This window comes from Clostridium weizhouense (assembly GCF_019431045.1).
GTDB lineage: Bacteria > Bacillota > Clostridia > Clostridiales > Clostridiaceae > Clostridium > Clostridium weizhouense.
This window is the reverse complement of record NZ_JAHXPT010000011.1, coordinates 139,434-164,550: the sequence shown is the minus strand read 5'-3', so window position 1 is coordinate 164,550 and position 25,117 is coordinate 139,434. Positions and strand designations below refer to the sequence as shown.

Annotated in this window: 22 protein-coding genes and 4 tRNA genes; all 26 read right to left on the bottom strand. The window is 27.3% G+C overall.

Translation table 11 applies throughout. From position 1 onward, the window contains the following. Positions 1-4: 4 nt before the first annotated feature. The 26 genes from greA to KYD98_RS13660 all read right to left on the bottom strand — a co-directional run bounded on the left by greA (position 5) and on the right by KYD98_RS13660 (position 25,095). Positions 5-487 carry a transcription elongation factor GreA gene (gene greA, locus KYD98_RS13785; RefSeq protein ID WP_219780623.1) on the bottom strand — a complete coding sequence of 161 codons (483 nt, stop codon included), beginning with the start codon at positions 485-487 and terminating at the stop codon, positions 5-7. Positions 488-603: 116 nt separating this feature from the next. Beyond that, positions 604-1,425, bottom strand: coding sequence for a hypothetical protein (locus tag KYD98_RS13780; protein WP_219780622.1), 822 nt, complete (start codon positions 1,423-1,425; stop codon positions 604-606). Between the two features lie 75 nt (positions 1,426-1,500). Then, positions 1,501-2,466 (bottom strand): tRNA dihydrouridine synthase DusB, encoded by a 966-nt coding sequence (gene dusB / locus KYD98_RS13775; protein WP_219780621.1) that lies wholly within the window; start codon positions 2,464-2,466, stop codon positions 1,501-1,503. A 7-nt stretch (positions 2,467-2,473) separates the two neighbouring features. Continuing rightward, positions 2,474-3,247: a type III pantothenate kinase gene (locus KYD98_RS13770; protein WP_219780620.1), complete on the bottom strand. Its 774-nt coding sequence runs from the start codon at positions 3,245-3,247 to the stop codon at positions 2,474-2,476. Between the two features lie 121 nt (positions 3,248-3,368). Next, positions 3,369-5,039 carry a formate--tetrahydrofolate ligase gene (locus KYD98_RS13765; RefSeq protein WP_219780619.1) on the bottom strand — a complete coding sequence of 557 codons (1,671 nt, stop codon included), beginning with the start codon at positions 5,037-5,039 and terminating at the stop codon, positions 3,369-3,371. A 240-nt stretch (positions 5,040-5,279) separates the two neighbouring features. Further along, positions 5,280-7,088, bottom strand: coding sequence for an ATP-dependent zinc metalloprotease FtsH (gene ftsH / locus KYD98_RS13760; RefSeq protein ID WP_219780618.1), 1,809 nt, complete (start codon positions 7,086-7,088; stop codon positions 5,280-5,282). A 73-nt stretch (positions 7,089-7,161) separates the two neighbouring features. Then, on the bottom strand, positions 7,162-7,701 hold the full coding sequence (gene hpt / locus KYD98_RS13755) for a hypoxanthine phosphoribosyltransferase (protein ID WP_219780633.1): 540 nt from the start codon (positions 7,699-7,701) through the stop codon (positions 7,162-7,164). A gap of 4 nt (positions 7,702-7,705) precedes the next feature. Next, positions 7,706-9,106, bottom strand: a complete 1,401-nt coding sequence (gene tilS / locus KYD98_RS13750) for a tRNA lysidine(34) synthetase TilS (protein WP_219780617.1) — start codon at positions 9,104-9,106, stop codon at positions 7,706-7,708. Positions 9,107-9,238: 132 nt separating this feature from the next. Continuing rightward, positions 9,239-11,632: a stage II sporulation protein E gene (gene spoIIE / locus KYD98_RS13745; protein ID WP_219780616.1), complete on the bottom strand. Its 2,394-nt coding sequence runs from the start codon at positions 11,630-11,632 to the stop codon at positions 9,239-9,241. 356 nt (positions 11,633-11,988) lie between these two features. Next, positions 11,989-12,077: transfer RNA gene (locus KYD98_RS13740), tRNA-Leu, on the bottom strand. Positions 12,078-12,084: 7 nt separating this feature from the next. Next, positions 12,085-12,161, bottom strand: a tRNA-Met gene (locus KYD98_RS13735). A gap of 9 nt (positions 12,162-12,170) precedes the next feature. Beyond that, positions 12,171-12,246 (bottom strand) — tRNA-Met (locus KYD98_RS13730). A 9-nt stretch (positions 12,247-12,255) separates the two neighbouring features. Beyond that, positions 12,256-12,344, bottom strand: a tRNA-Leu gene (locus KYD98_RS13725). Between the two features lie 230 nt (positions 12,345-12,574). After that, positions 12,575-12,979 (bottom strand): S1 domain-containing RNA-binding protein, encoded by a 405-nt coding sequence (locus KYD98_RS13720; protein ID WP_219780615.1) that lies wholly within the window; start codon positions 12,977-12,979, stop codon positions 12,575-12,577. Between the two features lie 53 nt (positions 12,980-13,032). Further along, a complete protein-coding gene (locus KYD98_RS13715; protein ID WP_219780614.1) occupies positions 13,033-13,326 on the bottom strand; it encodes an FtsB family cell division protein in 294 nt (97 codons plus the stop codon). 81 nt (positions 13,327-13,407) lie between these two features. Then, positions 13,408-13,800: a spore cortex biosynthesis protein YabQ gene (yabQ, locus tag KYD98_RS13710; protein WP_219780613.1), complete on the bottom strand. Its 393-nt coding sequence runs from the start codon at positions 13,798-13,800 to the stop codon at positions 13,408-13,410. A gap of 17 nt (positions 13,801-13,817) precedes the next feature. Further along, positions 13,818-14,111, bottom strand: coding sequence for a sporulation protein YabP (yabP, locus tag KYD98_RS13705; RefSeq protein WP_219780612.1), 294 nt, complete (start codon positions 14,109-14,111; stop codon positions 13,818-13,820). Positions 14,112-14,394: 283 nt separating this feature from the next. Continuing rightward, positions 14,395-14,655, bottom strand: coding sequence for an RNA-binding S4 domain-containing protein (locus tag KYD98_RS13700; protein ID WP_219780611.1), 261 nt, complete (start codon positions 14,653-14,655; stop codon positions 14,395-14,397). Between the two features lie 50 nt (positions 14,656-14,705). Further along, complete coding sequence (gene hbs / locus KYD98_RS13695) at positions 14,706-14,984, bottom strand: non-specific DNA-binding protein Hbs (RefSeq protein ID WP_219780610.1); 279 nt, start codon at positions 14,982-14,984, stop codon at positions 14,706-14,708. Positions 14,985-15,196: 212 nt separating this feature from the next. After that, complete coding sequence (gene yabN / locus KYD98_RS13690; protein ID WP_219780609.1) at positions 15,197-16,654, bottom strand: bifunctional methyltransferase/pyrophosphohydrolase YabN; 1,458 nt, start codon at positions 16,652-16,654, stop codon at positions 15,197-15,199. A 14-nt stretch (positions 16,655-16,668) separates the two neighbouring features. Then, positions 16,669-18,204 carry a putative polysaccharide biosynthesis protein gene (locus KYD98_RS13685; RefSeq protein WP_219780608.1) on the bottom strand — a complete coding sequence of 512 codons (1,536 nt, stop codon included), beginning with the start codon at positions 18,202-18,204 and terminating at the stop codon, positions 16,669-16,671. 121 nt (positions 18,205-18,325) lie between these two features. Then, positions 18,326-18,877 (bottom strand): stage V sporulation protein T, encoded by a 552-nt coding sequence (gene spoVT / locus KYD98_RS13680; protein ID WP_219780607.1) that lies wholly within the window; start codon positions 18,875-18,877, stop codon positions 18,326-18,328. 191 nt (positions 18,878-19,068) lie between these two features. Then, a complete protein-coding gene (locus tag KYD98_RS13675; RefSeq protein ID WP_219780606.1) occupies positions 19,069-20,070 on the bottom strand; it encodes a peptidylprolyl isomerase in 1,002 nt (333 codons plus the stop codon). A gap of 141 nt (positions 20,071-20,211) precedes the next feature. Next, a complete protein-coding gene (gene mfd / locus KYD98_RS13670; RefSeq protein ID WP_219780605.1) occupies positions 20,212-23,721 on the bottom strand; it encodes a transcription-repair coupling factor in 3,510 nt (1,169 codons plus the stop codon). Positions 23,722-23,735: 14 nt separating this feature from the next. Then, the gene (gene pth / locus KYD98_RS13665; RefSeq protein WP_219780604.1) at positions 23,736-24,311 is read right to left on the bottom strand and encodes an aminoacyl-tRNA hydrolase; all 576 of its coding nucleotides are present in this window, start codon (positions 24,309-24,311) and stop codon (positions 23,736-23,738) included. A gap of 97 nt (positions 24,312-24,408) precedes the next feature. Beyond that, positions 24,409-25,095, bottom strand: coding sequence for a response regulator transcription factor (locus KYD98_RS13660; protein ID WP_219780603.1), 687 nt, complete (start codon positions 25,093-25,095; stop codon positions 24,409-24,411). Positions 25,096-25,117 lie beyond the last annotated feature (22 nt).

The following is a 25,117-nucleotide window of genomic DNA, read 5'->3' as shown; positions in this document are numbered from 1 at the left end:
CCTGTTAGCTTCTTTTTATATCTAATATTTCAAACTTACTTACACCATCAGGAACTACAACTTCTACTATATCACCAATCTTCTTGCCTACTAAAGCTTTTCCTACTGGAGATTCGTTTGATATTTTAAAATTCATAGGGTCAGCTTCTGCTGAACCTACAATTGAGTATTCAACTTCTTCATCAAAGTCATAATCTTTAACTTTAACTTTTGATCCAACTGCTACTATATCATTTGGAATATCTGATTCATCAACAACTACAGCATTCTTTAACATATTTTCTAATTGAAGAATTTTTCCTTCTGTAAATGCTTGATCGTTTTTAGCTTCATCATATTCAGAATTTTCGCTTAGATCACCATATCCTAAGGCTACTTTTATCTTTTCAGTTATCTCTTTTCTTTTAACTGTTTTTAAATATTCTAATTCATTTTCTAATTTTTTAACACCTTCATATGTCATTACATATTGCTTTGTTTCGCTCATATCTTGCTCCCCTTCAATAACCTTCATTTTTTATATTTATATGCCTAAAACAGGCATTTTACTCAAAATCATTTAACTAATTATAAATCAGCCTATCATATATGTCAACAAACTGACTACCTGACTAAATCAATTTCAATATTATTATTTCTTATTGATTCTAATGTAATTTCATTACTATTTAATATTTCTGAAATTGTTTTATTTCTTTCTTTTTTTACAAGAGCTCCTATTAATTGTGGTGGCATATTTTTTAATGATATATTCCAAGGAACTTTATAAAGTATATTATTAACATGTATTCCTTTTTGTTTAGATATAAAACAATTGTTTATATACCACACATTCGGACAACTATATTCATTGTCCTTAGATGTAATAATAAAATCTATATCTTTAATAGCCTCTTCTTTATATACCACTTCTATGGCTAAACCATAGTTACTCATAATATGTTCTCTTATTTTATCTATTTTATTCAAATCTTTGGTCAAAAGAACTACATTTCTACATTCTTTTGCAAGTTCTTCAAGCAAACTACGAATAAATTGCTTATCATCAACATCAATTAAAATATTAGCACTTTTAATTGATTTATTCATATTAGTTAAAATTATTCTAATACTTTGCACTATACTATATGAAATAATATCTTTTTGAAACTTAGTCATAAATCTTAAATCATACATTCTATTACCATTTAAACTTAAATAAACATCCTTATTACAATACCTCTTTAAAGCTTTTGATATATTATCACTATAAGCATTTTTGTTTACATTAGCTGGTATTTGTACTCTATTTATACATATGTCCAGCTCTTTAATATATATATCTTTATTTTTCTTTATTTTAATTTTATCAACAATTCTATTTAAATAAGTATATTTATTATAAATAGGTTCATTCTTTAAAGATACATAAAAAATAGTTTTCATAAGACTGTTTACTCCATAGATTATTGTTAATCTATATGTATTCTTCTATATATACAATAATGCCATAAATATCTTCTATATATTATTTTTATACGTATTTAAAATTTCTATTACTTTTAAACTATCATTTATACTATTAATTTCATTTCTAATTTCAGTAGATTTTGGAAGTCCTTTAAGATACCAAGAGGCATGCTTTCTCATTTCTCTTATAGCTTTATATTCTCCATCATTTTTAATTGCTAGTTCATAATGCCTTATACACATTTCAATCTTTTCTTTATAAGATATTTCTTCTATTATATTTCCTTTTAAGACTTCTCCTATTTGCTTAAATATCCAAGGGTTTCCCATACTTCCTCTTGCAATCATTATTCCATCACAATTAGTAATCTCTTTCATTTTTAGTGCATCTTCTGGAGAAAATACATCTCCATTCCCTATTACCGGAACAGATACAGCATTTTTAACTTCTCTTATTATATTCCAATCTGCCTTACCTTCATACATCTGTTTTCTTGTACGTCCATGGACAGCTATAGCATCAGCTCCTGCTTCTTCCATAGCTTTACCAAATTCAACTGCATTTATATGTTCATCATCATATCCCTTTCTAAACTTTACAGTTACAGGCTTATTTGAAACTTTTTTTAAAGATTTTATAATATCATAAGCTAAATTAGGCTCTAGCATAAGTGCAGAACCCTCTTTATTTTTTACTATTTTAGGGGCTGGACACCCCATATTTACATCTATAATACATATATCTTCTCTTGGATTTAAATACTTTTCACAAATTTCCGCCATCAATTCAGGTTCACGTCCAAAAATTTGGACTGCTACTGGAGATTCTTCTTCAGATACTCTAAGTAGCGTTTTAGTATTCTCACTTCCATAATATAAAGCTTTTGCACTTACCATTTCTGTATAAACTAGTTCACAACCCATTTCTTTACAAAGGCCCCTAAATGAAATATCTGTAACACCTGCCATAGGTGCTAAAAATACACTATTTTCAAAGCTTAGATTTCCTATTTTCATCGATAAGTTACTCCTTATTCTTTTCATATAATATCTTTAAGCCTTCTAAAGTTAAATCTGAGTCTACTTTATCTATAACATTAGTTTCATTAGCAATGAGATTAGCTAACCCTCCTGTTGCTATAACAAAAGGTTCTTCTCCATTGCTCATTTCTTCTTTCATTTTCTTTACAATATATTCGACTTGCCCTATATATCCAAATAAAACACCAGATTGTATACTTGATACAGTATTCTTACAAATCACTTTCTTTGGCACTTCTAATTCTACTCGTGGAAGTTTAGCTGCTCTCTCAAATAATGCATCTGAGGCAATTCTAAGTCCTGGACATATACATCCACCTAAGTAATCTCCATTTCCAGTAACAGCACAGAATGTTGTAGCTGTTCCAAAATCTAAAATTATAACTGGCTTTTTATAAATCTCAAAAGCTGCAACAGCATTTACAATTCTATCTGCTCCAACCTCTTTAGGATTATCATATTTAATATTAATTCCTGTTTTTATACCCGGTCCTACTATTATAGGTTCTTCACAAAAACATCTTCTTAACATATTTTCCAAAGAATGCATTATGTTGGGAACCACTGACGAAACAATAATTCCTTTTACATCTTTAGGATTAAGGTTACTTAGATTAAATAATTGCATTATTTGTATGCTATATTCATCCGATGTCTTATTACCATCTGTTGAAATACGCCAACTTGCTATATATTTCTTATCTTTATATACCCCAAAAACAATATTTGTATTACCTGCATCAACAAGTAAAATCATTAAAAGCACCACCTTAATAATATTAAAAGCAGCCCTAAAGCTGCCTTAATTTAGTAATTTACTCCAAAATAACAATTTAATTTTAACAATTCAAGCTAATTTGTCAAGGGTTTCATACAAATTAAAATAATCCTATTATTTCTCCATCATTAAGTACATCCATCTTATTTGCTGCTGGAACCTTTGGTAATCCTGGCATTGTCATTATATTACCTGTTTGAACTACTATAAATCCTGCACCATTAGACACTCTTACTTCTTGTACTGTTATACTAAATCCTTTAGGCTTAGCTAAAAGGTTAGGATTATCTGATAATGAATATTGTGTTTTAGCCATACATATAGGTAATTTATCTAAACCAAACTTAACTAATTCATTTATTTGTTTTTTAGCATCATTGCTATATGTAACACTATCTGCACCATAAATTTCTTTTGCTATAGTTAATACCTTCTCTTCAATAGTTTTATCTATATCATAAATCACCTTAAAATCCGAATTATCTTTTTCTAAAATATCTAAAACTATTTCACCTAATTCTCTTCCACCTTCTCCGCCTTTTGCCCAAACATCAGAAAGTGCAACCTTTACTCCTAATTTATCACAGAAGTCTTTTATAAATTTTATTTCTTCATCGCTATCAGTAATGAACTTATTAATAGCTACTACCGCTTCTACATTAAATTTCTTAATATTTTCTATTTGTTTTTCTAAATTAGCTACTCCTTCTTTTAAAGCCTCTACATTAGGAGTATTTAATTCATTTTTAGTTACTCCTCCATGATGCTTTAAAGCTCTAATCGTTGCTACTATTACAACACATGATGGTTTTAAATCTCCATATCTACATTTAATATCAAAGAATTTCTCTGCCCCTAAATCTGCGCCAAATCCAGCTTCTGTTATTGCAATATCTCCTAATTTTAAAGCTAATTTAGTTGCCATTATAGAGTTACATCCATGAGCTATATTAGCAAAAGGTCCTCCATGTATTAATGCTGGAGTATTTTCTAATGTTTGAACTAAGTTCGGCTTAATAGCATCTTTCATCAATAAAGCCATAGCACCTTGAATTTCTAATTGTTTTGCATAAACAGGATTACCATCTAAGTCATATGCAACTAAAATATTACCCATTCTATTTTTTAAATCTTCTAAATTAGTAGCTAAGCATAGTATTGCCATAATTTCAGAAGCAACTGTTATAGTAAAACCATCTTCTCTAACAAAACCATTTATTTTGCCGCCCATACCCACAATAATCTTTCTTAATGCTCTATCATTCATATCTATAACTCTTTTAAAAATTATTCTTCTTGAATCTATTCTTAAAACATTACCTTGATGTATATGATTATCTATTGCTGCTGATAATAAATTATTTGCTGATGTTATTGCATGCATATCTCCAGTAAAATGAAGATTAATATCCTCCATAGGAACTACTTGTGCATATCCTCCACCGGCTGCCCCACCTTTTATTCCAAATACAGGTCCTAAAGAAGGCTCTCTTAAAGCTATGACTGCATTTTTGCCCATCTTATTTAGCGCTTGACCAAGCCCTACTGTTACAGTCGATTTTCCTTCCCCTGCTGGAGTAGGATTTATAGCAGTAACTAAAACTAATTTCCCGTCTTCTTTATTCTTTAATTTATCATATACATTTAAAGAAATTTTACATTTATATTTACCATAGTATTCAAGATCATCTTCATATAATCCTAACTTCTCTGCTATATTTTTTATTGATTCCATTTTAGCTTCTTGAGCAATTTGAATATCACTTTTCATAAAAATCCCCCTAATTATTTATAAATTATTTATTAAAACACAATAATTAAACCTATTATATCATTTTACTACTAAAGGTAAAAGTTTTTTCGAACTTTTATTCGTTTTAGTATGTTAACGTTCGTATGATTTGAATAGTATATATTTATAATTATATTTTATCCAATAATTAAATAAAATTTCACTATCATATAAACAAAATAAGCCTTTAAAAGACTTATCTCTTTTAAAGGCTTATTTTTAATTATTTTGGAAAATCTCTTCAAATTCTTTTCCTTCAATTTTTTCTTTTTCAAGTAAAGCAGCTGCAACTGCATGCAATTTATTCATATTTTCTTTTAATAAGGTTTCTGCTTTTGAATATGCTTCATCAATAAAATCTTTTATTTCTTTATCTATCTTTGCACTGATTTCTTCACTAAAGTTTCTTCCTTTTCCTAGATTTCTTCCTAAGAATACTTCATTGTCATTATCTCCACCATAAGATATAGTACCAATTTTATCACTCATACCATATTCCATAACCATACTTCTTGCTATTGCACTTGCTCTATCTATATCATTTTTAGCTCCAGTACTTATATCACCAAGGATTAACTTTTCAGCAACTCTTCCTCCTAGAAGACCAATCATATCATTCTTAAGTTTAGACTTTGAAGTATACGAAGTATCTTCATTAGGTAATTGCATAGTGTATCCACCAGCTCTCCCTCTTGGAATTATACTTATTTCATGAACCTTATCTGAATTTGGTAATAACTTCATAACAACTGCATGACCTGCTTCATGATATGCTGTTAATTTTTTATCATGTTCAGTTATTACTTTACTTTTTTTCTCAGGTCCTGCAATTACTCTGGTTATTGCTTCTTCCATTTCTTGCATTGAAATTTTCTTTTTATCTCTTCTTACTGCAAGTAATGCCGCTTCATTTGCCAAATTTTCTAAATCTGCTCCTGAAAATCCTGGTGTTCTTTTTGCTAATACTTTTAATTCAACATTTTCCTCAAGCGGCTTCTTTTTTGTATGAACCTTAAGTATTTGCTCTCTACCCTTAACATCTGGGATTCCGACAAGTACCTGTCTATCAAATCTACCTGGTCTTAATAATGCTGGATCTAAAATATCTGGTCTATTAGTTGCTGCAATCATTATAATTCCTTCATTAGCACCAAAACCATCCATTTCAACTAGAAGCTGATTTAATGTTTGTTCTCTTTCATCATGTCCCCCACCAAGACCAGCACCTCTTTGTCTTCCTACTGCATCAATTTCATCAATAAAAATTAAACATGGAGCATTTTTCTTAGCATCTTCAAATAAACTTCTAACCCTTGATGCTCCAACTCCTACAAACATTTCTACAAAATCAGATCCTGAAATACTAAAGAAAGGAACTCCTGCTTCACCTGATACAGCTTTCGCAAGTAAAGTCTTACCTGTTCCTGGAGGACCTACTAATAATACACCTTTAGGTATCCTTGCACCTATATCAATATATCTTACTGGATTTTTTAAGAAATCGACTATTTCTTCTAATTCAGCTTTTTCTTCATCTGCACCTGCAACATCTTTAAAAGTAACCTTTTGTGAATCTGGAGTAGCCATTTTAGCTTTACTTTTTCCAAAATTCATAACTCCTCTTCCACTACTACCACCTTGTGATTGTTGAGTAAATACAAATAAAAATACTAAAAATACTACAACTAACAAGACACTAGGTATTAATGTAGTAAGCCACATGCCACTATTTGAGGGCTGTTCAAAGCTTATTCTTATATCTGATTTAGGTTCTTCTTTAATTAAAGTTGTAATAACTTCATCTGGAATATAAGTAACAAAACTTTTATTATCTCTAGTCTTACCTTCAACAGTCATCTTATCTTCTTTAACAACAATGCTCTCTATTTGATTTTCACTCCACTTTTGCTGAAACGAACTATATGGTATATTGTCCGAACTTTTACCTGTTTGCCACATAGCAACAGATGCTAAAAAAAGCATGATTGAAATTACTGTCCATAAAGCTGCACTTGAATATTTCTTCATTCAAGGCCCCCCTTTCTTCTACATGATTTTAATTTTACCATAGGGATACTTTTATTACAATAAATTGTAAAATCTATTTTTCATACACTTCAGGTTTTAAAATACCTATGAAAGGTAAATTTCTATATTTTTCAGCATAGTCAATTCCATAACCAACTATAAACTCATCTGGAACCTCAAATCCTATGTATTTTACATCTAATTCAATTTTTCTTCTTGCTGATTTATTTAATAAAGAAACTATTTCTATACTATTAGCCTTTCTTGCTTTTAAATATTTAAGTAAATAACCAAGTGTAACTCCACTATCTACTATATCTTCTACTAAAAGAATGTCTTTTCCTTCAATACTATGATCTAAATCTTTTAAAATTCTTACAACTCCAGAACTTTCTGTTGAATTACCGTAACTTGATACGGCCATAAAGTCTATTTCACAAGGAATTGATATATTTTTAATTAGTTCAGCTGCAAATACTACTGATCCTTTAAGTATACCAACTATTAATAAATCTTTGCCATTATAATCCTTGTTTATTCTCCCTGCAATTTCTTTAATTTTCTCATTTAAAGCTTCTTCGCTAAATAATATCTCTTGTATATCCTCTCTCATCATCTTATTCCTTTCTTTCAACCACTATTTTTAATATATTTTTAGTATTTTTTGTAACTTTATAATTTTCTGCTACTCTTAAAGTAGCAATCCATGCAATATTATTATCAAAACATATTAATGGGATATTATCTCTATCTTCTTTTGGTATTTTCATATCTATAAATATATCTTTTATTTTTTTCTTTCCTTTCATACCCAAAGGCATAAATTTATCTCCCACTAATCTAGTTCTTACTGAAATAATTGAATCTATCTTATCAAAATTAAAATATTTAATTAAATTAGATTCATTTAAATTCAATTCATCACTTGATGTATTTGCAAGAATAGACATCTTAATATTGTATCCATTAAACTCTATTATTTTATTCTGTAAATCATTTTTATTTAATTTAATTTCATTTTTAATACTTATAACTCTATTTTTTAAATTTTTTCTTAACTTTATATCGCCATAAATATTTTCAGCACAAATGCTTTTAGGTAAATCTATAACTTTTCCAGTTTCTTTTTTAAAAAGTTCTAAAATATCATATATATGTTTCATTTCAAAATCATAACATGACTCAGAAATTTCCACTAATGCCTTTCTTACTACTCTTGTAATTATTGAATCTTCTTCACTAAATAATTCTTTATTTAATAAGAAATCACCATCTATTCTATTACAATATTTATTATAAGCTTTTAATGCTATTCTCTCAATAAAAGCATTATCCTTTTGTATTAATAAAGACATTCGATTTAAAGTCTGTACTATATCTTCATTAAAATTTTGTTTTATATATGGAATAATATCTAATCTTATTTTATTTCTATTATAAATTTTTTCAAAATTTGTTTTATCTATTCTAGGATTTAATTTCTTATCTAATATATATTGTTCTACTTCTTTTCTTGATAAACATAATATCGGTCTTATTATTTTATTTTCTCTGCATACCTTAATTCCACCTAAACCTTCAAGACCAGTACCTCTTATCAATCTAAATAAAATGGTTTCAGCCTGATCATTAGCATTATGAGCTGTAGCAATTTTATTAAAATCTTTACTATCTAGAATTTCTTGAAAAAAATCATATCTAGCATTTCTACCAGCCATTTCTGAAGATAATCTATATTCTTTTGCATACTTGTTTATATCTACTCTTTTAATATAACAAGGTATATCATTCTCTTCACATATGTTTTTTACAAACTCTTCATCTTTAAAAGCATCTTTTCCTCTTAAAAGATGGTTTAAATGAGCAGCACCTATTTTTATATTTAACTTATTCTTCAATTCAATCAAAATATTTAAAAGACATAAAGAATCTGGGCCTCCTGAAAAGGCTACTAATATTTTGTCCCCATTCTTGATTAATTTATTATCCTTAATATAAGATAATACTTTTTTATTCAAAATCAACACTTCCTAATTATTTATATAACATATATTATAATACCTTATATTTATTTTAAATGTAAATATATAAGTTTCAATAAAGTTCATTCATTAACAAAAACTGCTGTAATAATACAGCAGTTTTACAAGCTAAATAGCATAAACTTTAGAAACTACTACAGTCATATCATCTTTAAGTACATTTTCACTTAACTGAATAGCTTTTTGCAATATATTTTCTGATAATTCTCTAGGATCTCCAGAGCAGTCTTTTAAATATTCTTGTAACCAAATAAAATTACCTGAATTCAACTTATCTATATCCAAAATACCATCACTAACATTTACTACTATATCTCCTGCCATAAGTTCTTCTTTTATAATATCTAGCTCTACCTCATCTACAAGACCAAAAGGTAAATTTTTCGAATTAACTAAACTAACTTCATCCCCCCTTTTTATAAAACTATATACTGCTCCTATTTTTACAAATGTAGCATCTCCACTATATAAATCTATAGTACTTAAATCTAAAGTAGCATACTTTTCACTTTCTGAAAATTTCATCCCCATAATAGAGTTAACTGTATTAATAGTCATTTCTTCATTAAATCCAGATTCTATAAATTTTTCTACCAAATCTACTGTTGATCTACTCTCCTTTCCTGCTTCTGGACCTGAGCCCATCCCATCACTTAATATAGTTAAATAAGTACCATCCTTAACCTTTCCAAAACTGTAACTATCACCAGTTTGTGTTTCACCATTTTTAGGCGCTCTTGCAGCATAAGAAATAACATTATATCTTGGCATCTCTTCTATTAATATAGTACAAGTTTGACTTTCTTGATTAATATTACAAGCCTCTTCTGCAATACATACAGGAATTCTCATAATATCACTTAAAATTGGCACTAAATTTTTTGTACAATAATCAGCCCCTTCAGATTTTTTTATTGTTAGTTTAACTTTCACTCTACCATTTTTATCCGTATAACAAAAAATATCACTGTATTCAATAGAATTTTTGTTCAACCCCCTTTTTATTATTCTCTCCAAATCTTCACAAATAGTCACCTCTCTTTTAAATTCATCTAAAACATTTTCTAACTTAATTGCAATATTATTTATATGCGATGATACTAATTGTCTCCCTTCTGTTAATTTTTCTTTTATATTTGTATCAATTATATTATTATTAACAATATCTTCTGCATTTTTTAACAATGTAAAGCCCTTCACACAAGTTGTTTCCAGAGATTTTGATAAAAGTACATTATTTTCTTCACAACTTTTTATTAAACCTTGAAAAGAATGATATGTATTATTAAAATCTCTTTTCCAACATGAGTTCTTTTTTTCACAATTTATACACACCCTATCAGCTAAACGCTCAACCAAAGCACTACTTTTATTTTTTATTAGTAAGTTTTTATTAGTATCTACATCATCTAAAGTTTTAGATACTTGATTTAACACTTGAGTTAAATCTCTTAATTTAAAAGAAAACTCCTCTTTCAATGCATTTAAATGAAGTTGATTTATATTTTCTCTTTTCCTTTCAGTATTTATTTCAACCTCTATATCTTTATAAATATTTTTCGGTATACACAAAAATATTAATGATGATGCTGAAACTTCAACTATCATCTTTAAAGTTATGCTCTCAGAGTATAAACCTAACGCAAAATACATTATTATACCAGCAAGAACTGAAAATATTTTTCCTGTATCCTTAAATATTCCTACTATCAAACCGCCAATCGAATAAAATCCTATAGCACTTATCATATTTTCTGAAGAACAACCTAATATTATTCCCATCACTACACCCATTGTAGCTCCGTATGCTGCCCCACCTATATATGCAATAATCAAAACTACTATTAGTGCTAAAATATTTTTCATTGAATAATCTTGTATAGATATACTTCCTACTCCAGCAACAAATAAACAAAACAATATCGCAATACTAACAATTTCTTCTGAAGCAAAAAAGTAATTAGTATTAATTTCTTCCAAGCAAGATATTGAATATCTTATAATATAATATATCGGCACTACAGCTATAGTATATAATAATGATAATGTACTATTTACTCCAATATCATATTTGTTAAACAAAAATCCATATATTAAAAAACTCAAAAAAGTAATACTAAAACTTATAATAGTCTTTTTCTTTTTTTCACTTCTATTTAATATCTCATAATAAATCGTTAACATTCCTATTGCTATTATATAAGAAAATCCATTAACTAATGTTGAATTTATTGTAAAATATCCAATCCCAACTCCTAATGTAGCAATTAATGTTTTAATTCTATTATTTTTCATTCCAATAGCTATTAAATACGCTATACCAAAAGGAGCAATTCCAGTAGCATTATTTTGACTTAATAGCAAAGTTACTCTAGATAATAATATGCCTCCCATTAATATAAATACTAACCTTACAGATTCTGTCTTTATAAAAACGTTTTTTTTCGTTTTATTAGTTCCCTCTGTTTTTTTATATGAATTTACATTTAATTCATATTGCATGTCCTCTCCCCCTTTTTTCCAAATAATGTAATTAAATTATAACACCATAACTTTAAGATTCATGTCATAAAATATCATTACATTATTTTTTCGTAGGACATCTTTTACCATTTTTTACCTTTTTGTTTAAAAATATTTTTTGTATTTTTTACTATCTAATCACTTGATATTTCTAAGTTTTATAATATTATTTTTATTTATAATATAAATTATTAATAATTATTTTTATAAAATAATTTGTCGTTAAAATATACATTATAAAAATTTATAGAGATTTATTTTTTCATAATTTATAAACTATTGAATATATATGATTTTTTTACGCAAAAAAGACTTAAGCTAAAAGCTTAAGTCTTTGGTGCCGAAGACCGGAATCGAACCGGTACGGTGTTTAACCACCGCAGGATTTTAAGTCCTGTGCGTCTGCCAGTTCCGCCACTTCGGCAAGCATATGGTAGCGGAAATAGGACTTGAACCTACGACACTTCGGGTATGAACCGAATGCTCTAGCCAGCTGAGCTATTCCGCCAAATTTTTATGGTTGCGGAGGCAGGACTTGAACCTACGACCTTCGGGTTATGAGCCCGACGAGCTACCAACTGCTCCACCCCGCGATATTACTTTGGTGCCGAAGACCGGAATCGAACCGGTACGGTGTTTAACCACCGCAGGATTTTAAGTCCTGTGCGTCTGCCAGTTCCGCCACTTCGGCAAGCCAGTTGAATTATTTCCAACGACAAAATTTATTATACTGTATACTTTCTACACTGTCAACAATTTTTTGATATTTTTTTTATTTTTTTATTTTAAAATATATTATCTTCGACTTAATCAGGGTTTAAACTTTTAAAATCCCCCAATCTTCAAATAAAACAAGGATTACTAAAAATATTAGTAATCCTTGTTTTATTTATATGTTAATTATATATAACGTCTAAAGTATTAGCAGCCTTTTTTGCCGCCTTTACCTTTAAATTCTTGATGTTTCTTTACATCTTGCATTCTTTCTTCACTATCTTTTAAAAATCTAGACATAATATCTTCGAAATTTCCTGCACCATTTTTTTTCTTATCATTATTCCAGTCAATTTCTACAGGTTTAACTGATTTTCTTTGAACATTTGCTTGTTTAATTGAAAGACTAATTTTACCGTTATCATCAATTGAGATAACTTTAACTTTAACTTTATCTTGTTCCTTAAGATGTTCTCTGATATCTTTCACATAAGAGTCTGCAACTTCTGAAATGTGTACCAATCCAGTTTTGCCTTCCACCTCAATAAAAGCTCCAAAGTTTGTAATGTTTATTACTGTGCCCTCTAATATGTTTCCTGCCTCTAAGGTCATGTTTAAAAGATTCCTCCTTAAAATATAAAAATATATATGATTATAATAAAAAACTATTTTTCAGAATTTGATTGTTGTTCTTCACTATTAACTACTTTTTCTCCTGGTTTAATCATTCCCAGTCTTTCTCTTGCTAACTTTTCAACATATTCATTTGAAGTAGTATTAATCTTTTCAACTTCATCTTGAAGACGTTCATTTTTTTTAGTCAGTTCATCAAGAATAGTCTGTTTTTCATTTAGTTGTTGTTTAATTCTACTCATAGTTACTTGTTGTCTTATATAACTAAAAATAAATATGCTAGCTAACCCAATGATTATTAAGTTTCTAAATGTTAACTTCCTCATCCATAGAACCTCTATTTTCTCAAATTCTCTTATATATATTGTAAACACTCTATAAGTATTATTCAAGTAATTTTTTTTAAGCTATTTGCTTTTATCCATTACTTTACTAAAAATTATTTTAATAGGATATATTATGTTTTTAAATACTATTCTGATAATGGTATTTACTTTTTTTATTAGTAATTTCTCAAGTGAATAAAAGTATTTACTAAATAGTCTTAGATAAATGAGGAGTGCTATAATTATAAAAATATAGACATAAGGAGTTAAAAATGCATAGTTTGTATATAATAAAAAAGTAAAAATGATTAAAGCTGTAAGTACCCAAAATAATATATCTTCAATAATTGTAATTACTTTTATTGAATTTAATCCTCTTATACCTCTATATATGTCAAATAATAAGCCTGTTATAAATCCAGCTATTGAACTATAAAGAATAAGATTAAATTGCATATTTAAAGATAATGGCATTAATTTTACCTACCTTTCTATTTAAACAATCTATTTATTATACTTTCTTTACTCTTTTTTACTTCTTTTCCACTATAAATCATAGAATCTATATTTCCATTAATAATAACATCTCCATTTTTAACGTCTAGTTTATTCATTTTAAGCTCTTGCCCTTTTATACTTAGATTCCCTAACTCTGTAGTTAAATCTATTTTTTGGCTATCAAAACTTATAACTTCTATAACTCCACTTAGAACTAGTTTTTCCCTATTTTCTAAAGATAAACTTGAATTTTTATCATTAATTTTATTTTCTATTTTCTTCTCCATAAAAAATTTCCTCCACATATTATTCTTATACAATATATGAATACAAATTTATCTTTATTCATTGTTTAAAAATTAAAGATTATTACGTTAGGCAGATAAAATTAAATAATAGATCAAAGGCGTTGTATATTTTGTGTCAGACAAGGAAGTAAATTTAGTTAATAGCCAGCTATTAGCTAAATTTACTGACGCAGCATCACACAAAATAGAGGATCATACTGGTCTATTATTTTTTTGAATGTGCCTTAACTATAACAAAAGTAGCCTTTTAAAATTAATAAGGCTACTCTTTATCTTCTTCTCCTTCAAGAATTATATACATTTCTTTTGCATCTTCTTTTTTAACATGTTCTTTAATATTTACTATTTTAGCTTTTAATATTCTGTTTGCAAAAGTAATTTGGATTATATCATCTTCTTTTATATCAGTTGATGGTTTAGCAACTTTATCATTTATTGATACACGTCCGCTTTCACATACTTCTTTAGCAACTGTTCTTCTTTTTATAATTCTTGAAACTTTTAAATATTTATCTAGCCTCATATTACTCCTTTATTAAAAGAACCCGAGAAATCCCGGGTTCATATAATTTACTATTTATTATTAACCTTGTCTTTGAACTCTTTTCCAGCTTTAAATACTGGAACTGTTGTTGCAGGAATCTTTATTGGTTCCTTAGTTCTAGGATTTCTTCCTTCTCTAGCTGCTCTTTCTCTTGTTTCAAAAGTTCCAAATCCAACTAATTGAACTTTTTCTCCACACTCTAATGCATCTTCAACACTTTCAATAAAAGCTTTTAATGCTAATTCAGCATCTTTTTTAGTTAATTTACTTTTTTCAGCCATGCTAGTTATTAATTCTGCTTTATTCACAATTACATCCTCCTTAAAATCAAGTTATAACATTTAGTTTTAACTATTCATATATGTACTAAATTACACTTCTTTATTATATAACCTCTTAGCCTGGTAGTCTATAGAAAAATAGTCTCTTTGTACTAACATTAGTAGTTATAAATAATTTTTGTAATATAGTTCCTTATTAACTATTCTTCAATAACTGGATAATTCCTTTATTTTAATGCTTATTTATCTAGTTTTTTTGCTTCTTCCCAAAGTTTATCCATATCTTCTAAAGACATGTCTTCTAATTTAAGCTTCATCTCACCTGCCTTTTTCTCAATATATGAAAATCTTTTAATGAATTTATCTGTTGTTGCATTTAATGCTAATTCTTCATCTATATTAAAGAATCTTGCAACATTAACACACGAAAATAATAAATCTCCGATTTCTTCTTTTATGTTTTCCATATTATTAATAGTATATGCATTTATTACTTCTTTTAATTCTTCTTCAACTTTTTTTATTGCATCATTAACATTATTCCAATCAAATCCAACTTTTTTAGCCTTTTTTTGAACCTTATTTGCTCTTAAAAGAGATGGTAATGCTTTTGCTATTCCATTCATTTCATCAGTTAATGAAGAATATCCCTTTTCTGATTTCTTTAGTTCATCCCACTTTATAATAAGATCTCCAGTTGAACTAATAGTTTCTTCTGTATTATTAAAAACATGGGGGTGTCTGTATATCATTTTATTACAAATTGCTTCAATAACATCATTTATATTAAAATATCCTTCTTCTTTACCAATAGATGCATGAAAAACAACATGTAATAATACATCTCCCAATTCTTCTATTAATGAATTGTCATCTTCATTATCTATAGCGTCAATCACCTCATAACTTTCCTCTACCAATGCATTCTTTATAGAATTATGAGTTTGTTCCTTATCCCACGGACAGCCATTTTCTCCTCTTAATGTTTCTATTATTTCCAAAAGATCATAAAAATCTTTTTTATTATTTATATCTTTAGGTATATATATTGATGTTAAATAATCTATATCTTCTTGCATATCTAATTCATACAATGGAATTTTTCTTATATTTTCTTCTCCAATTATTCCTGCTGCTCTTACATAATAAATTTCTGTTTCATCATTATATTGCTGTAATAACTTTAATTTTACTTCAGATGCAATTAATTGATTGTATACTTGAGTAATGATTGTTCCTATTCTTTTATCTAAAATTTGATTATTTATATCAAATGCATCTATAACTTTTAAACCTTCTATTGGATCTATTGATAAACTTTCCATCATTGCATCAATAAAACTTACTGCTGGAATAACTTTGTATTCTATACCATTCTCTTTACATAAAGATATTAAATTAAATACAGATTTTTCAGCCACCAACGGATGTCCTGGTACTGAATAAACTAAATTACCTAATTCATTATGCTTTTTAATTAAATCTTGTGCTATATTTAAATATACTTCATCAAAGCTTTCTTTACTTTCGTAAACATAATCGTAAGTATTAAATTCTATTCCCTTATCATTTAAATATTCCACTGTTGGATGCTTTTCTGTTCTTAAAAAAATATTTTTACAGTTTTCTAATTCATTTATACAGCCTACTGTTAAAGCTTCTTTCGCTCCCGGACCTAATCCCACTATTTTAATCATTTAGACTCTCCTTTTTAGTTTCTTCTAAATCTACTCTTTATTTCTTCAATTTTAAATACTTTAAATAACATTATTAATATTATATATACTATAATACCTAAAAATATAGATACTAAGCAAGATACCCCATTGCTCGTTGTACTTTTGTAAATATAATTATAGCTCATTAATACTAATAACATCATTAATGTTGAAGCATAGGCCGGTTTTATTAATATTTGATATAAATTCAACTTAATTTTCAATCTGAATTTCATTAATAATAAATTTAGAATACTTGAAACAAAATATGCACTTATACTAGCAATAACAGCACCATAAATATTTATAGATTTTATCGGTACCAATGTCCATGTTAATATTATTTTAACTAAACATGCAATAAACAGATTAATTACTGGAATAATATAATTTCCTGTTCCCTGTAATATTGATGTAGTTGTTTGAGTTATTATTATAAATGGGATTGATAATGATAAATACTTCAAAATCTCAAATCCTTCAAATTTACCTGGAAATATAAATCTCATTATAGGCTCTGCTAAAAAGAAAATTCCAAACATACATGGTATAGCTATTACAGCAGATAATTTCATAGAAACATTAATTTTTCTTTTTACTTCTAAATGATTTTTCAATATAAAGTTTTCTGCGATAATTGGAATTAATGATGTACATAATGCCATTGATAATGTCAATGGTACATTAACAATCACAGATGCTTTTCCTGTTAATTGAGCATATAAAACAGTACTCTGCATGCTACTAAAACCAGCTTGTAAAAGTTTTTGTGGAACTACAATTGAATCTATTAAACCCATAATAGTTCCTACTGTTGCTCCTAAAGATATTGGAATTGCTATTTTTAATATATTATTTAAAACTTCAGGATTAGTTTTTACTTTTTTAATGCCATAATCTTTTTTTATATTTATATATTTTTTATATAAATATATTCCAGCTAATACAGCTCCAGCTGTTGCACCAAAAGCTGCACCTCCTGCTGAATACTCTATTCCTTTAGGTAAAAAAAACACAGCTAATCCTACTCCAAATATAATTCTACCGATTTGCTCTATTACTTGCGAAACAGCTGATGGTGACATGTTTTGTAATCCCTGAAAAAAACCTCTAAATATTGTTATAAATGATATTATAATAGGAGCAAAAGAAATTCCTATGAGTGAGTAATATGCTTTAAAATCCCATTTCAAAAAACTTATTATTGGTTTTGCAAAGAAAAATAATGCACATGTTGTGCCTGTCCCTAAAATAGACATCAATATTGCTGATTCCTTCATTACTTCAAAACTACCATTAATATCATTAACTGCATTATTCTCTGAGATCATTTTTGAAATGGCAACAGGAATGCCTGATGCCATTGCAACAAAAAACATATATAAAGGATATGACATTTGATAATATCCTATGCCTTCATCTCCTATTAACATTATTAATGGCCATCTAAAAAATAATCCTAAAAATCTTGTTAATATTCCTGCTATTCCAAGAATTAAACTTCCTTTTATTAAGGATTGCTTTTTCATAAAATACCTCCAAAGTTACATTATACTAATAATTTTTATTGTAAATTTGAAGGTATTATGACTCTATTTTCACTATATTTAAAAATTAATAATTAATATAGTAAAATATATTTATGTATATTTATTGTTCCATTTGTTTTCCTAAGAATGTTGCTGCAGTCTCTGCAAGTTTTAATTCAACTTCTCCTAAATCCTTACCATCCTCTTTAGATAGAATAATTACTGTTCCAATTGCATCGCCTTCTGCTAATATAGGCGAAATAACTTGGCTTACATAATTAGCCTCATCATCGTCATTATGTAATGGTATTACCTTATTTGAAGCTTTATCTAAAAGAATTGTTTTTCTATCATCCATTATTTTTTCTAATTCTGAACTTATTTTTCTTTCAAGATAATCTTTTTTAGGTGTACCACTAACTGATATAAACGCATCTTTATCTGCAATTAAAACTATATGTCCTATAGCTTGTTGTAGACTTTCCGCATATTCCTTTGAAAAATCTGTTAATTCCCCTATAGGAGAATATTTTTTTAAGATTACGCCTCCTTCTCTATCAGTAAATATTTCAAGTGGATCTCCTTCTCGTATTCTTAAAGTTCTCCTTATTTCTTTTGGAATTACTACTCTTCCTAAATCGTCAATTCTTCTAACAATACCTGTTGCCTTCATTGATTATTTAACCTCCTTTAAAACTTTATTAAATTAGTTGCATTATTATTATTTGAATTGTTAGAAATTTTATACACTTATAGTCAATTTTTATATAAGATATTATTTTTAGGGATTACTTTTTTATAAAAAAATACCTCTGGGTATATATAGATTTTTATTCTATACCCAGAGGTAAAACTTATAAATTCTTATTTTAATTTATTGTCATTAATCTTAACTTTAATATCTTTTTTCCATTCTTCTACCTTAGAGTTAAAAGCTTCTTTTTGCTTTTGTTGTAATAATTCTGATCTAATTTCTTCTTTAACATCCTCTAATGGTGTTACTGCATCTGATGTCTTAACTCCAGTAACCTTAATTATATGGTATCCATATTGTGACTTTATAGGTGCAGAAATTTCACCATCTTTTAAATCTTTAAATCCATCCATAAACTCTTTAACATATTTAGTTGATGAATATTCTATAAAACCAAGAGAACCTCCATTATCTTTTGTTCCTGTATCTGTAGAATATTGAGAAGCTAACGCTGCAAAATCTTCTCCTTTATCTAATTTAGATTTAACTTCTTTAGCATCATTTTCATCAGCTACTAAAATATGAGATACTATTGCACCAGCACCTTCTGTATATTTCTCTTTATTTTCATTATAATATGTTTCTATATCTCCATCTGTAACTTCTATATCTTTTACTATATCTTGTTGTACATATCTAACTATAACTTGATTTTTTTGATATTCTTTAAATGAATCTTCTGTAAAGTCATTTTGTTGTAAAAATGCTGTAAATTGTTCATCTGTTTTATATACATCTTTATAATATTGAATAGCACTATCTACTTCTTTATTTAAAGTATCTTCATCTGGCTTTAATTTCAATTCTTCTGCCTTTTGCAATACAACTTTTTCATTTACAATTGCATTTAAATATTGCTTCTTTAACTCTTGAAGTTGATCTTTTATATCTGGATTTTCAGCATAATTCTCACCATATCTTTGTTTTAAAGATTCTGTAATTGATTTTAAATCTTTATCTAAATCACCTTGTGTTACTTTTTCTTTACCTACTGTTGCAAGCACTGTTTTTTGTATAGCTTCAGGTGTTTTTTCAATCATTTTGCAACCTACTGCTGAAAAAGCAAATGTAGCAATCATTATTGATGCAACAATTTTCTTTATATTTCTCAAAATTTTCCCCTCACTTTTTTCTAAATTTTTCTTATAAAAACATAATATTAGTATAACAATATTATTTTTACAATTCAAACCATTTATATTACTTTTTTATTACAATATTAAGTATTTCTTACTATTTTATTTTAACTTATTCTACGCCTCCTTTATCATTACCATATTTAGAATTTCTTTCAAAAATTCTAGCATATTTTCTTTTTTTATATCATTTAACCTAAAAGAAAAATATGGTTGAGATCCAAATTTCAACATGATACTATCTTTATAATTTCCTATTAGTAATTTAAATATTCGTTTATAATCATCTTCTCCATATGCAAATCTAAATATTATTTCTTTTGGAGTTTCTTTAATTTCCTCTATGAACAATAATTTTGCCATACTCTTAATGTAAGCTATATCCATAAGATTATAAACAGGTTCTGGAATTTTAGAATATCTATCTTCTAATTCTTCTTTTATATCATTATAATCATCTATATTTTCAATAGCGGCTATTTTTTTATATATTTCTATTTTTTGAATTTCATCTTCAATATAATTTTCTGATATAAATGCATCCACTTTAATTTCTACAGTTGTCTCAATAGGTTCTTTAGTTATTTCACCCTTTATTAGCTTAACTGTATCTTCAAGCATTCTGCAATATAAATCATATCCAACTGAAGCCATATGACCATGTTGAGAAGATCCCATCATATTACCGGCCCCTCTAATTTCTAAATCTCTCATAGCTATTTTAAATCCCGAACCAAGTTCTGTAAAATCTTTCAATGCTTTAAGTCTTTTTTCTGCCACTTCAGTTAAAATTTTATCCTTTGTATACAATAAATAAGCATATGCAATTCTATTAGAACGTCCTACTCTTCCCCTTAATTGATATAATTGAGATAATCCCATCTTATCAGAATCATATATTATTATTGTGTTTACATTTTGAATATCTATTCCTGTTTCTATTATTGTGGTACAAACTAAAACATTAGATTCTTGCTCCATAAAACTGATCATTTCTTTTTCTAATTGTCGTTCAGTCATTTGTCCATGTGCAACAGTAACTTTACTTTCTGGAACTAACCCCTGAACATATTTAGCCATTCTATCAATATCTTCAACTCTATTATATACAAAATAAACTTGACCATTTCTACCTATTTCTCTAAGTATTGCATCTCTAATAAGTTGATCATTTTGCTCTACTACATATGTCTGTATTGGATATCTCTCTTCTGGTGGCGTTTCTATAACAGATATATCTCTTACGCCTGTTAATGACATATGCAAAGTTCTTGGAATAGGAGTTGCACTTAATGCTAATACATCAACATTTTTCTTTAAATTTTTAATTTTTTCTTTTTGAGCTACTCCAAATCTTTGTTCCTCATCAACTATAAGTAATCCTAAATCCTTAAACTGAATATCTTTAGATACTAATCTATGAGTCCCTACTAAAATATCAATATTCCCTTCTTTTAAACTCTGCATAGTAGCTTTTTGTTGTTTAGCTGTTCTAAATCTACTAATCATATCTATTTTTATAGGAAAATCTGAAAATCTCTTTTTCATATTTTTATAATGCTGTTCTGCTAGAATAGTAGTTGGAACTAAAAAAGCAACTTGTTTTCCATCCATAACACATTTAAATGCTGCTCTTAAAGCAACTTCTGTTTTTCCATATCCCACATCTCCACATAATAATCTGTCCATAGCTTTATCAGATTGCATATCTTTTTTTATCTCCTCTAAAGAGGTGATTTGATCTGGAGTTTCTTCAAATGGAAATTCATCTTCAAACTGTCTTTGCCATTGAGTATCTTTACTAAATTTATGACCTTTAAGTGTAGCTCTAGTTGCATAAAGCTTTATTAAATCTTCTGCAATATCATTAATTGATTTTTTAACTTTCGCTTTCGCTTTCTGCCATTCATTGCCTCCAAGCTTAGTAACTTTAGGATTTTTACCTTCACTTCCTATATATTTTTGAATTAAATCAAGTTGTTCTACAGGTACATAAAGTTTATCACCTTTATCATAAACAATATCTAAGTAATCTCTTTTATGTCCAGCCACTTCAATTTGTTTGATACCTTTGTATACTCCTATACCATGATTTACATGAACTACGTAATCTCCTGGTTTTAATTCATTAAAACTCTTTATTTTAGAAATACCTTTCTTTTTTTTATTCCTATTTTTTAATCGTCTTTTAGCTTCTCCAAATACTTCTTTATCAGATATAACACATATTTTATATTCAGGATATTCAAACCCCTTTAATTGATTTCCAAATGTTATAACAACTTCCCCAAATTGAATTTCGTCTATATTCTCTTTATAAAGACTTTCAACATCTCTTTCTCTTAATGTTTCTACAAGTCTTTCTCCTCTAGCTCTAGTACCTGCTAATATTAATGTTTTATATCCTTTTGCCTTTTTCTCTAAAATATCATTTATCAATAACTCTAATTGTCCTTGATAATTACTAAGAGTTGATTGTACTACCTCAACGCTTTCTATTGGGTTTAAAAAATCTACTTTTTTACTAAATGCTTCAAGAAATAATACTCTATTTAATTCAAATTTTTCTAAAACGATTTCTTTTTCTACTAATAATTTTTGTTGTCCCGGAAGAATATCTCCTCTTTCAAGGAAAACAGTAAAACTTTCTACAAATTCTAAATATAAAGAATCTATCTTTCCTTTACATCTTTGAACATCATCCATTATAAATAAATAATCTTTAAAATAATCAAAAAAAGTTTCTGTTTCTTGATAGAAATAAGGTAAGTAACTATCAATTGTTTCAAAAGTTAAAGTTTCTTCAAGTGATTCTATATTAGAATTAACTACTTTTTCTAATTTATTAATTCTTTCTTTTTGTTTATCTGATAATACAATTTTATTAAATTCATCTAACATTCTTTCTTTTGCCAGTTGCATAGAATCTTTAGAAACTATAATTTCTTTAGCCGGAAATATATTAAAAGACTTTATCTTATCAATACTTCTTTGTGATTCTACATTGAAAGTCCTTATAGATTCTATTTCATCACCAAAAAGTTCAACTCTATAAGGATAAGTTGAACCCGTTGGGAATACATCAAGTATTCCACCTCTTACTGCAAATTGACCTTTTCCCTCAACTATATCAACTCTCTCATATCCACATTCAACTAACTTAGAAGATATAGTATCAATATTTATTTCCTTGCCCTGTTTTATACTTATATTGTAATCAAGAAATAACTTATGTGGTACATAGTTTACTGCAAAAGCATCTATTGAAGTTATTATTATTTTCTTTTTATTATCCAATATTTTATTTATTACTTTTAATCTTTCCCATCTTAAGTCTCCAGATATAGCATCTATATTATAAAAAACAGTTTCTTTAACTGGAAAATAATATACATCATTTGTATATAATATTAAATCCTCATAAAGATTTTTTGCTTCCATATCATTTTGAGTAATAATAACCATAGATTTATCAACATTCTCAAAAATGCTATCAATCATGTATCCCCTACCTGATTCAGATACTCCATAAATTCCTATGGGGTATCTTTCTTTATCAATATACTTTAGTATATTCTGTAACTCAAGACTATTTTCTAAGGGGTCTATTAACCCTCTTAATCTCATTGTATGCACCATCCTTAAATACTTTTATTAGGTTTAAACCCATTAAATTTATTCATTGCAGATTTAAGATCTACACTAACAACTTCTCTAACTGCTTGTATAGTTGCTTCTATACTTTCTTCTAAGATTTCATTTTCTTCTTTTGTAAACTTACCTAAAACATAATTAACTAAGTTAACATTAGGTTGTCCTACCCCTACTTTTATTCTAGGAAATATATCCGTTGATAAATTAGCGATTATACTTTTTATTCCATTATGACCTCCTGCACTTCCTTTTTCTCTTATTCTTAATCTTCCTAAATCTAAGCTTATATCATCATATATAACTAAAATATTTTCATTATCTATCTTATAAAAATTACAAATTTCTCTAATACTTTCTCCACTCAAGTTCATATATGTTGTAGGCTTTAATAAAATAACTTTATTATTATCTATAAATCCTTCACCATACATACCTTTAAATTTTTGCCTATTTATTTCAATATTATACTCTTTGGCAATATTATCAATAACTTCAAATCCAATATTATGTCTTGTATTATTATATTCCTTACCTGGATTTCCAAGTCCTACTATCAAAAACATATAAACTCTCCTTTATTTAACATATGTAATTTAATTCTATCCTATTATTATACTAAAAATAAATTTTTTTATTTTTAAATTATATTTATATTGCTTGTTAGTTTATCTGAAACTTATATCCGACTCCCCATATAGTCTTTATCTCCCATTTTTCACTTTTTCCTATTCTTTTTCTTAATCTTTTAATATGAACATCAATTGTTCTAATATCACCTATATACTCATCTCTCCATATTTCAGAAAGCAGTTGTTTTCTCGTATATATTTTATTTGGATTATCTATTAAAAAATTTAATAATTTAAATTCTTTCGGTGGTAATTTTATATTTTTTCCATTGCAAATTACTTCATAAGAATAATCATTTATTATTAGATTATCTACTGATTTTTTTTCAGTTTCAAAATTACCTTTACAATATCTTCTTGAAACCGCATTTATTCTTGCTAATAATTCTTCTAGTTCAAATGGCTTTAATATATAATCGTCTGCGCCCAAATTTAGGGCTAATACCTTATTAAATACTCTTTCCTCTTCTGTAACTATTATTATTGGTATACTGCTTTTAGTTCTTATCCATTTTAAAAGTACTGTTCCATCTATATCTTTTATAATTAAATTTAATAAAATCATTTGAGGATTATATTCTAAAAAACTTTTTTTAAATTCTTCTCCTGTTAAAGTAGATTTAGTTTTGTATCCTGAGCTTTTTAAATATGTACTTACTATCTCATTATTAGATTTGTCACTATCTACCATTAAAATTCTTTCTATAAAATTATCCATAATATATACCCTCTTTTAGATT

Coding starts and splice junctions, on each gene's coding strand:
- pth (WP_219780604.1), bottom strand. CDS start 24,311: ATGTTTTTGATAGTAGGACTTGGAAATCCAGGTAAGGAATATAATAAT.
- dusB (WP_219780621.1), bottom strand. CDS start 2,466: ATGAAAATAGGAAATCTAAGCTTTGAAAATAGTGTATTTTTAGCACCT.
- KYD98_RS13720 (WP_219780615.1), bottom strand. CDS start 12,979: ATGACCTTAGAGGCAGGAAACATATTAGAGGGCACAGTAATAAACATT.
- KYD98_RS13685 (WP_219780608.1), bottom strand. CDS start 18,204: ATGAAAAAGCAATCCTTAATAAAAGGAAGTTTAATTCTTGGAATAGCA.
- spoVT (WP_219780607.1), bottom strand. CDS start 18,877: ATGAAGGCAACAGGTATTGTTAGAAGAATTGACGATTTAGGAAGAGTA.
- KYD98_RS13715 (WP_219780614.1), bottom strand. CDS start 13,326: ATGAGGAAGTTAACATTTAGAAACTTAATAATCATTGGGTTAGCTAGC.
- KYD98_RS13700 (WP_219780611.1), bottom strand. CDS start 14,655: ATGAGGCTAGATAAATATTTAAAAGTTTCAAGAATTATAAAAAGAAGA.
- spoIIE (WP_219780616.1), bottom strand. CDS start 11,632: ATGCAATATGAATTAAATGTAAATTCATATAAAAAAACAGAGGGAACT.
- KYD98_RS13780 (WP_219780622.1), bottom strand. CDS start 1,425: ATGAAAACTATTTTTTATGTATCTTTAAAGAATGAACCTATTTATAAT.
- KYD98_RS13765 (WP_219780619.1), bottom strand. CDS start 5,039: ATGAAAAGTGATATTCAAATTGCTCAAGAAGCTAAAATGGAATCAATA.
- greA (WP_219780623.1), bottom strand. CDS start 487: ATGAGCGAAACAAAGCAATATGTAATGACATATGAAGGTGTTAAAAAA.
- hpt (WP_219780633.1), bottom strand. CDS start 7,701: ATGAGAGAGGATATACAAGAGATATTATTTAGCGAAGAAGCTTTAAAT.
- ftsH (WP_219780618.1), bottom strand. CDS start 7,088: ATGAAGAAATATTCAAGTGCAGCTTTATGGACAGTAATTTCAATCATG.
- mfd (WP_219780605.1), bottom strand. CDS start 23,721: ATGAGATTAAGAGGGTTAATAGACCCCTTAGAAAATAGTCTTGAGTTA.
- yabP (WP_219780612.1), bottom strand. CDS start 14,111: ATGGAGAAGAAAATAGAAAATAAAATTAATGATAAAAATTCAAGTTTA.
- yabN (WP_219780609.1), bottom strand. CDS start 16,654: ATGATTAAAATAGTGGGATTAGGTCCGGGAGCGAAAGAAGCTTTAACA.
- KYD98_RS13660 (WP_219780603.1), bottom strand. CDS start 25,095: ATGGATAATTTTATAGAAAGAATTTTAATGGTAGATAGTGACAAATCT.
- KYD98_RS13770 (WP_219780620.1), bottom strand. CDS start 3,247: ATGATTTTACTTGTTGATGCAGGTAATACAAATATTGTTTTTGGGGTA.
- yabQ (WP_219780613.1), bottom strand. CDS start 13,800: ATGCCATTATCTTTAAATATGCAATTTAATCTTATTCTTTATAGTTCA.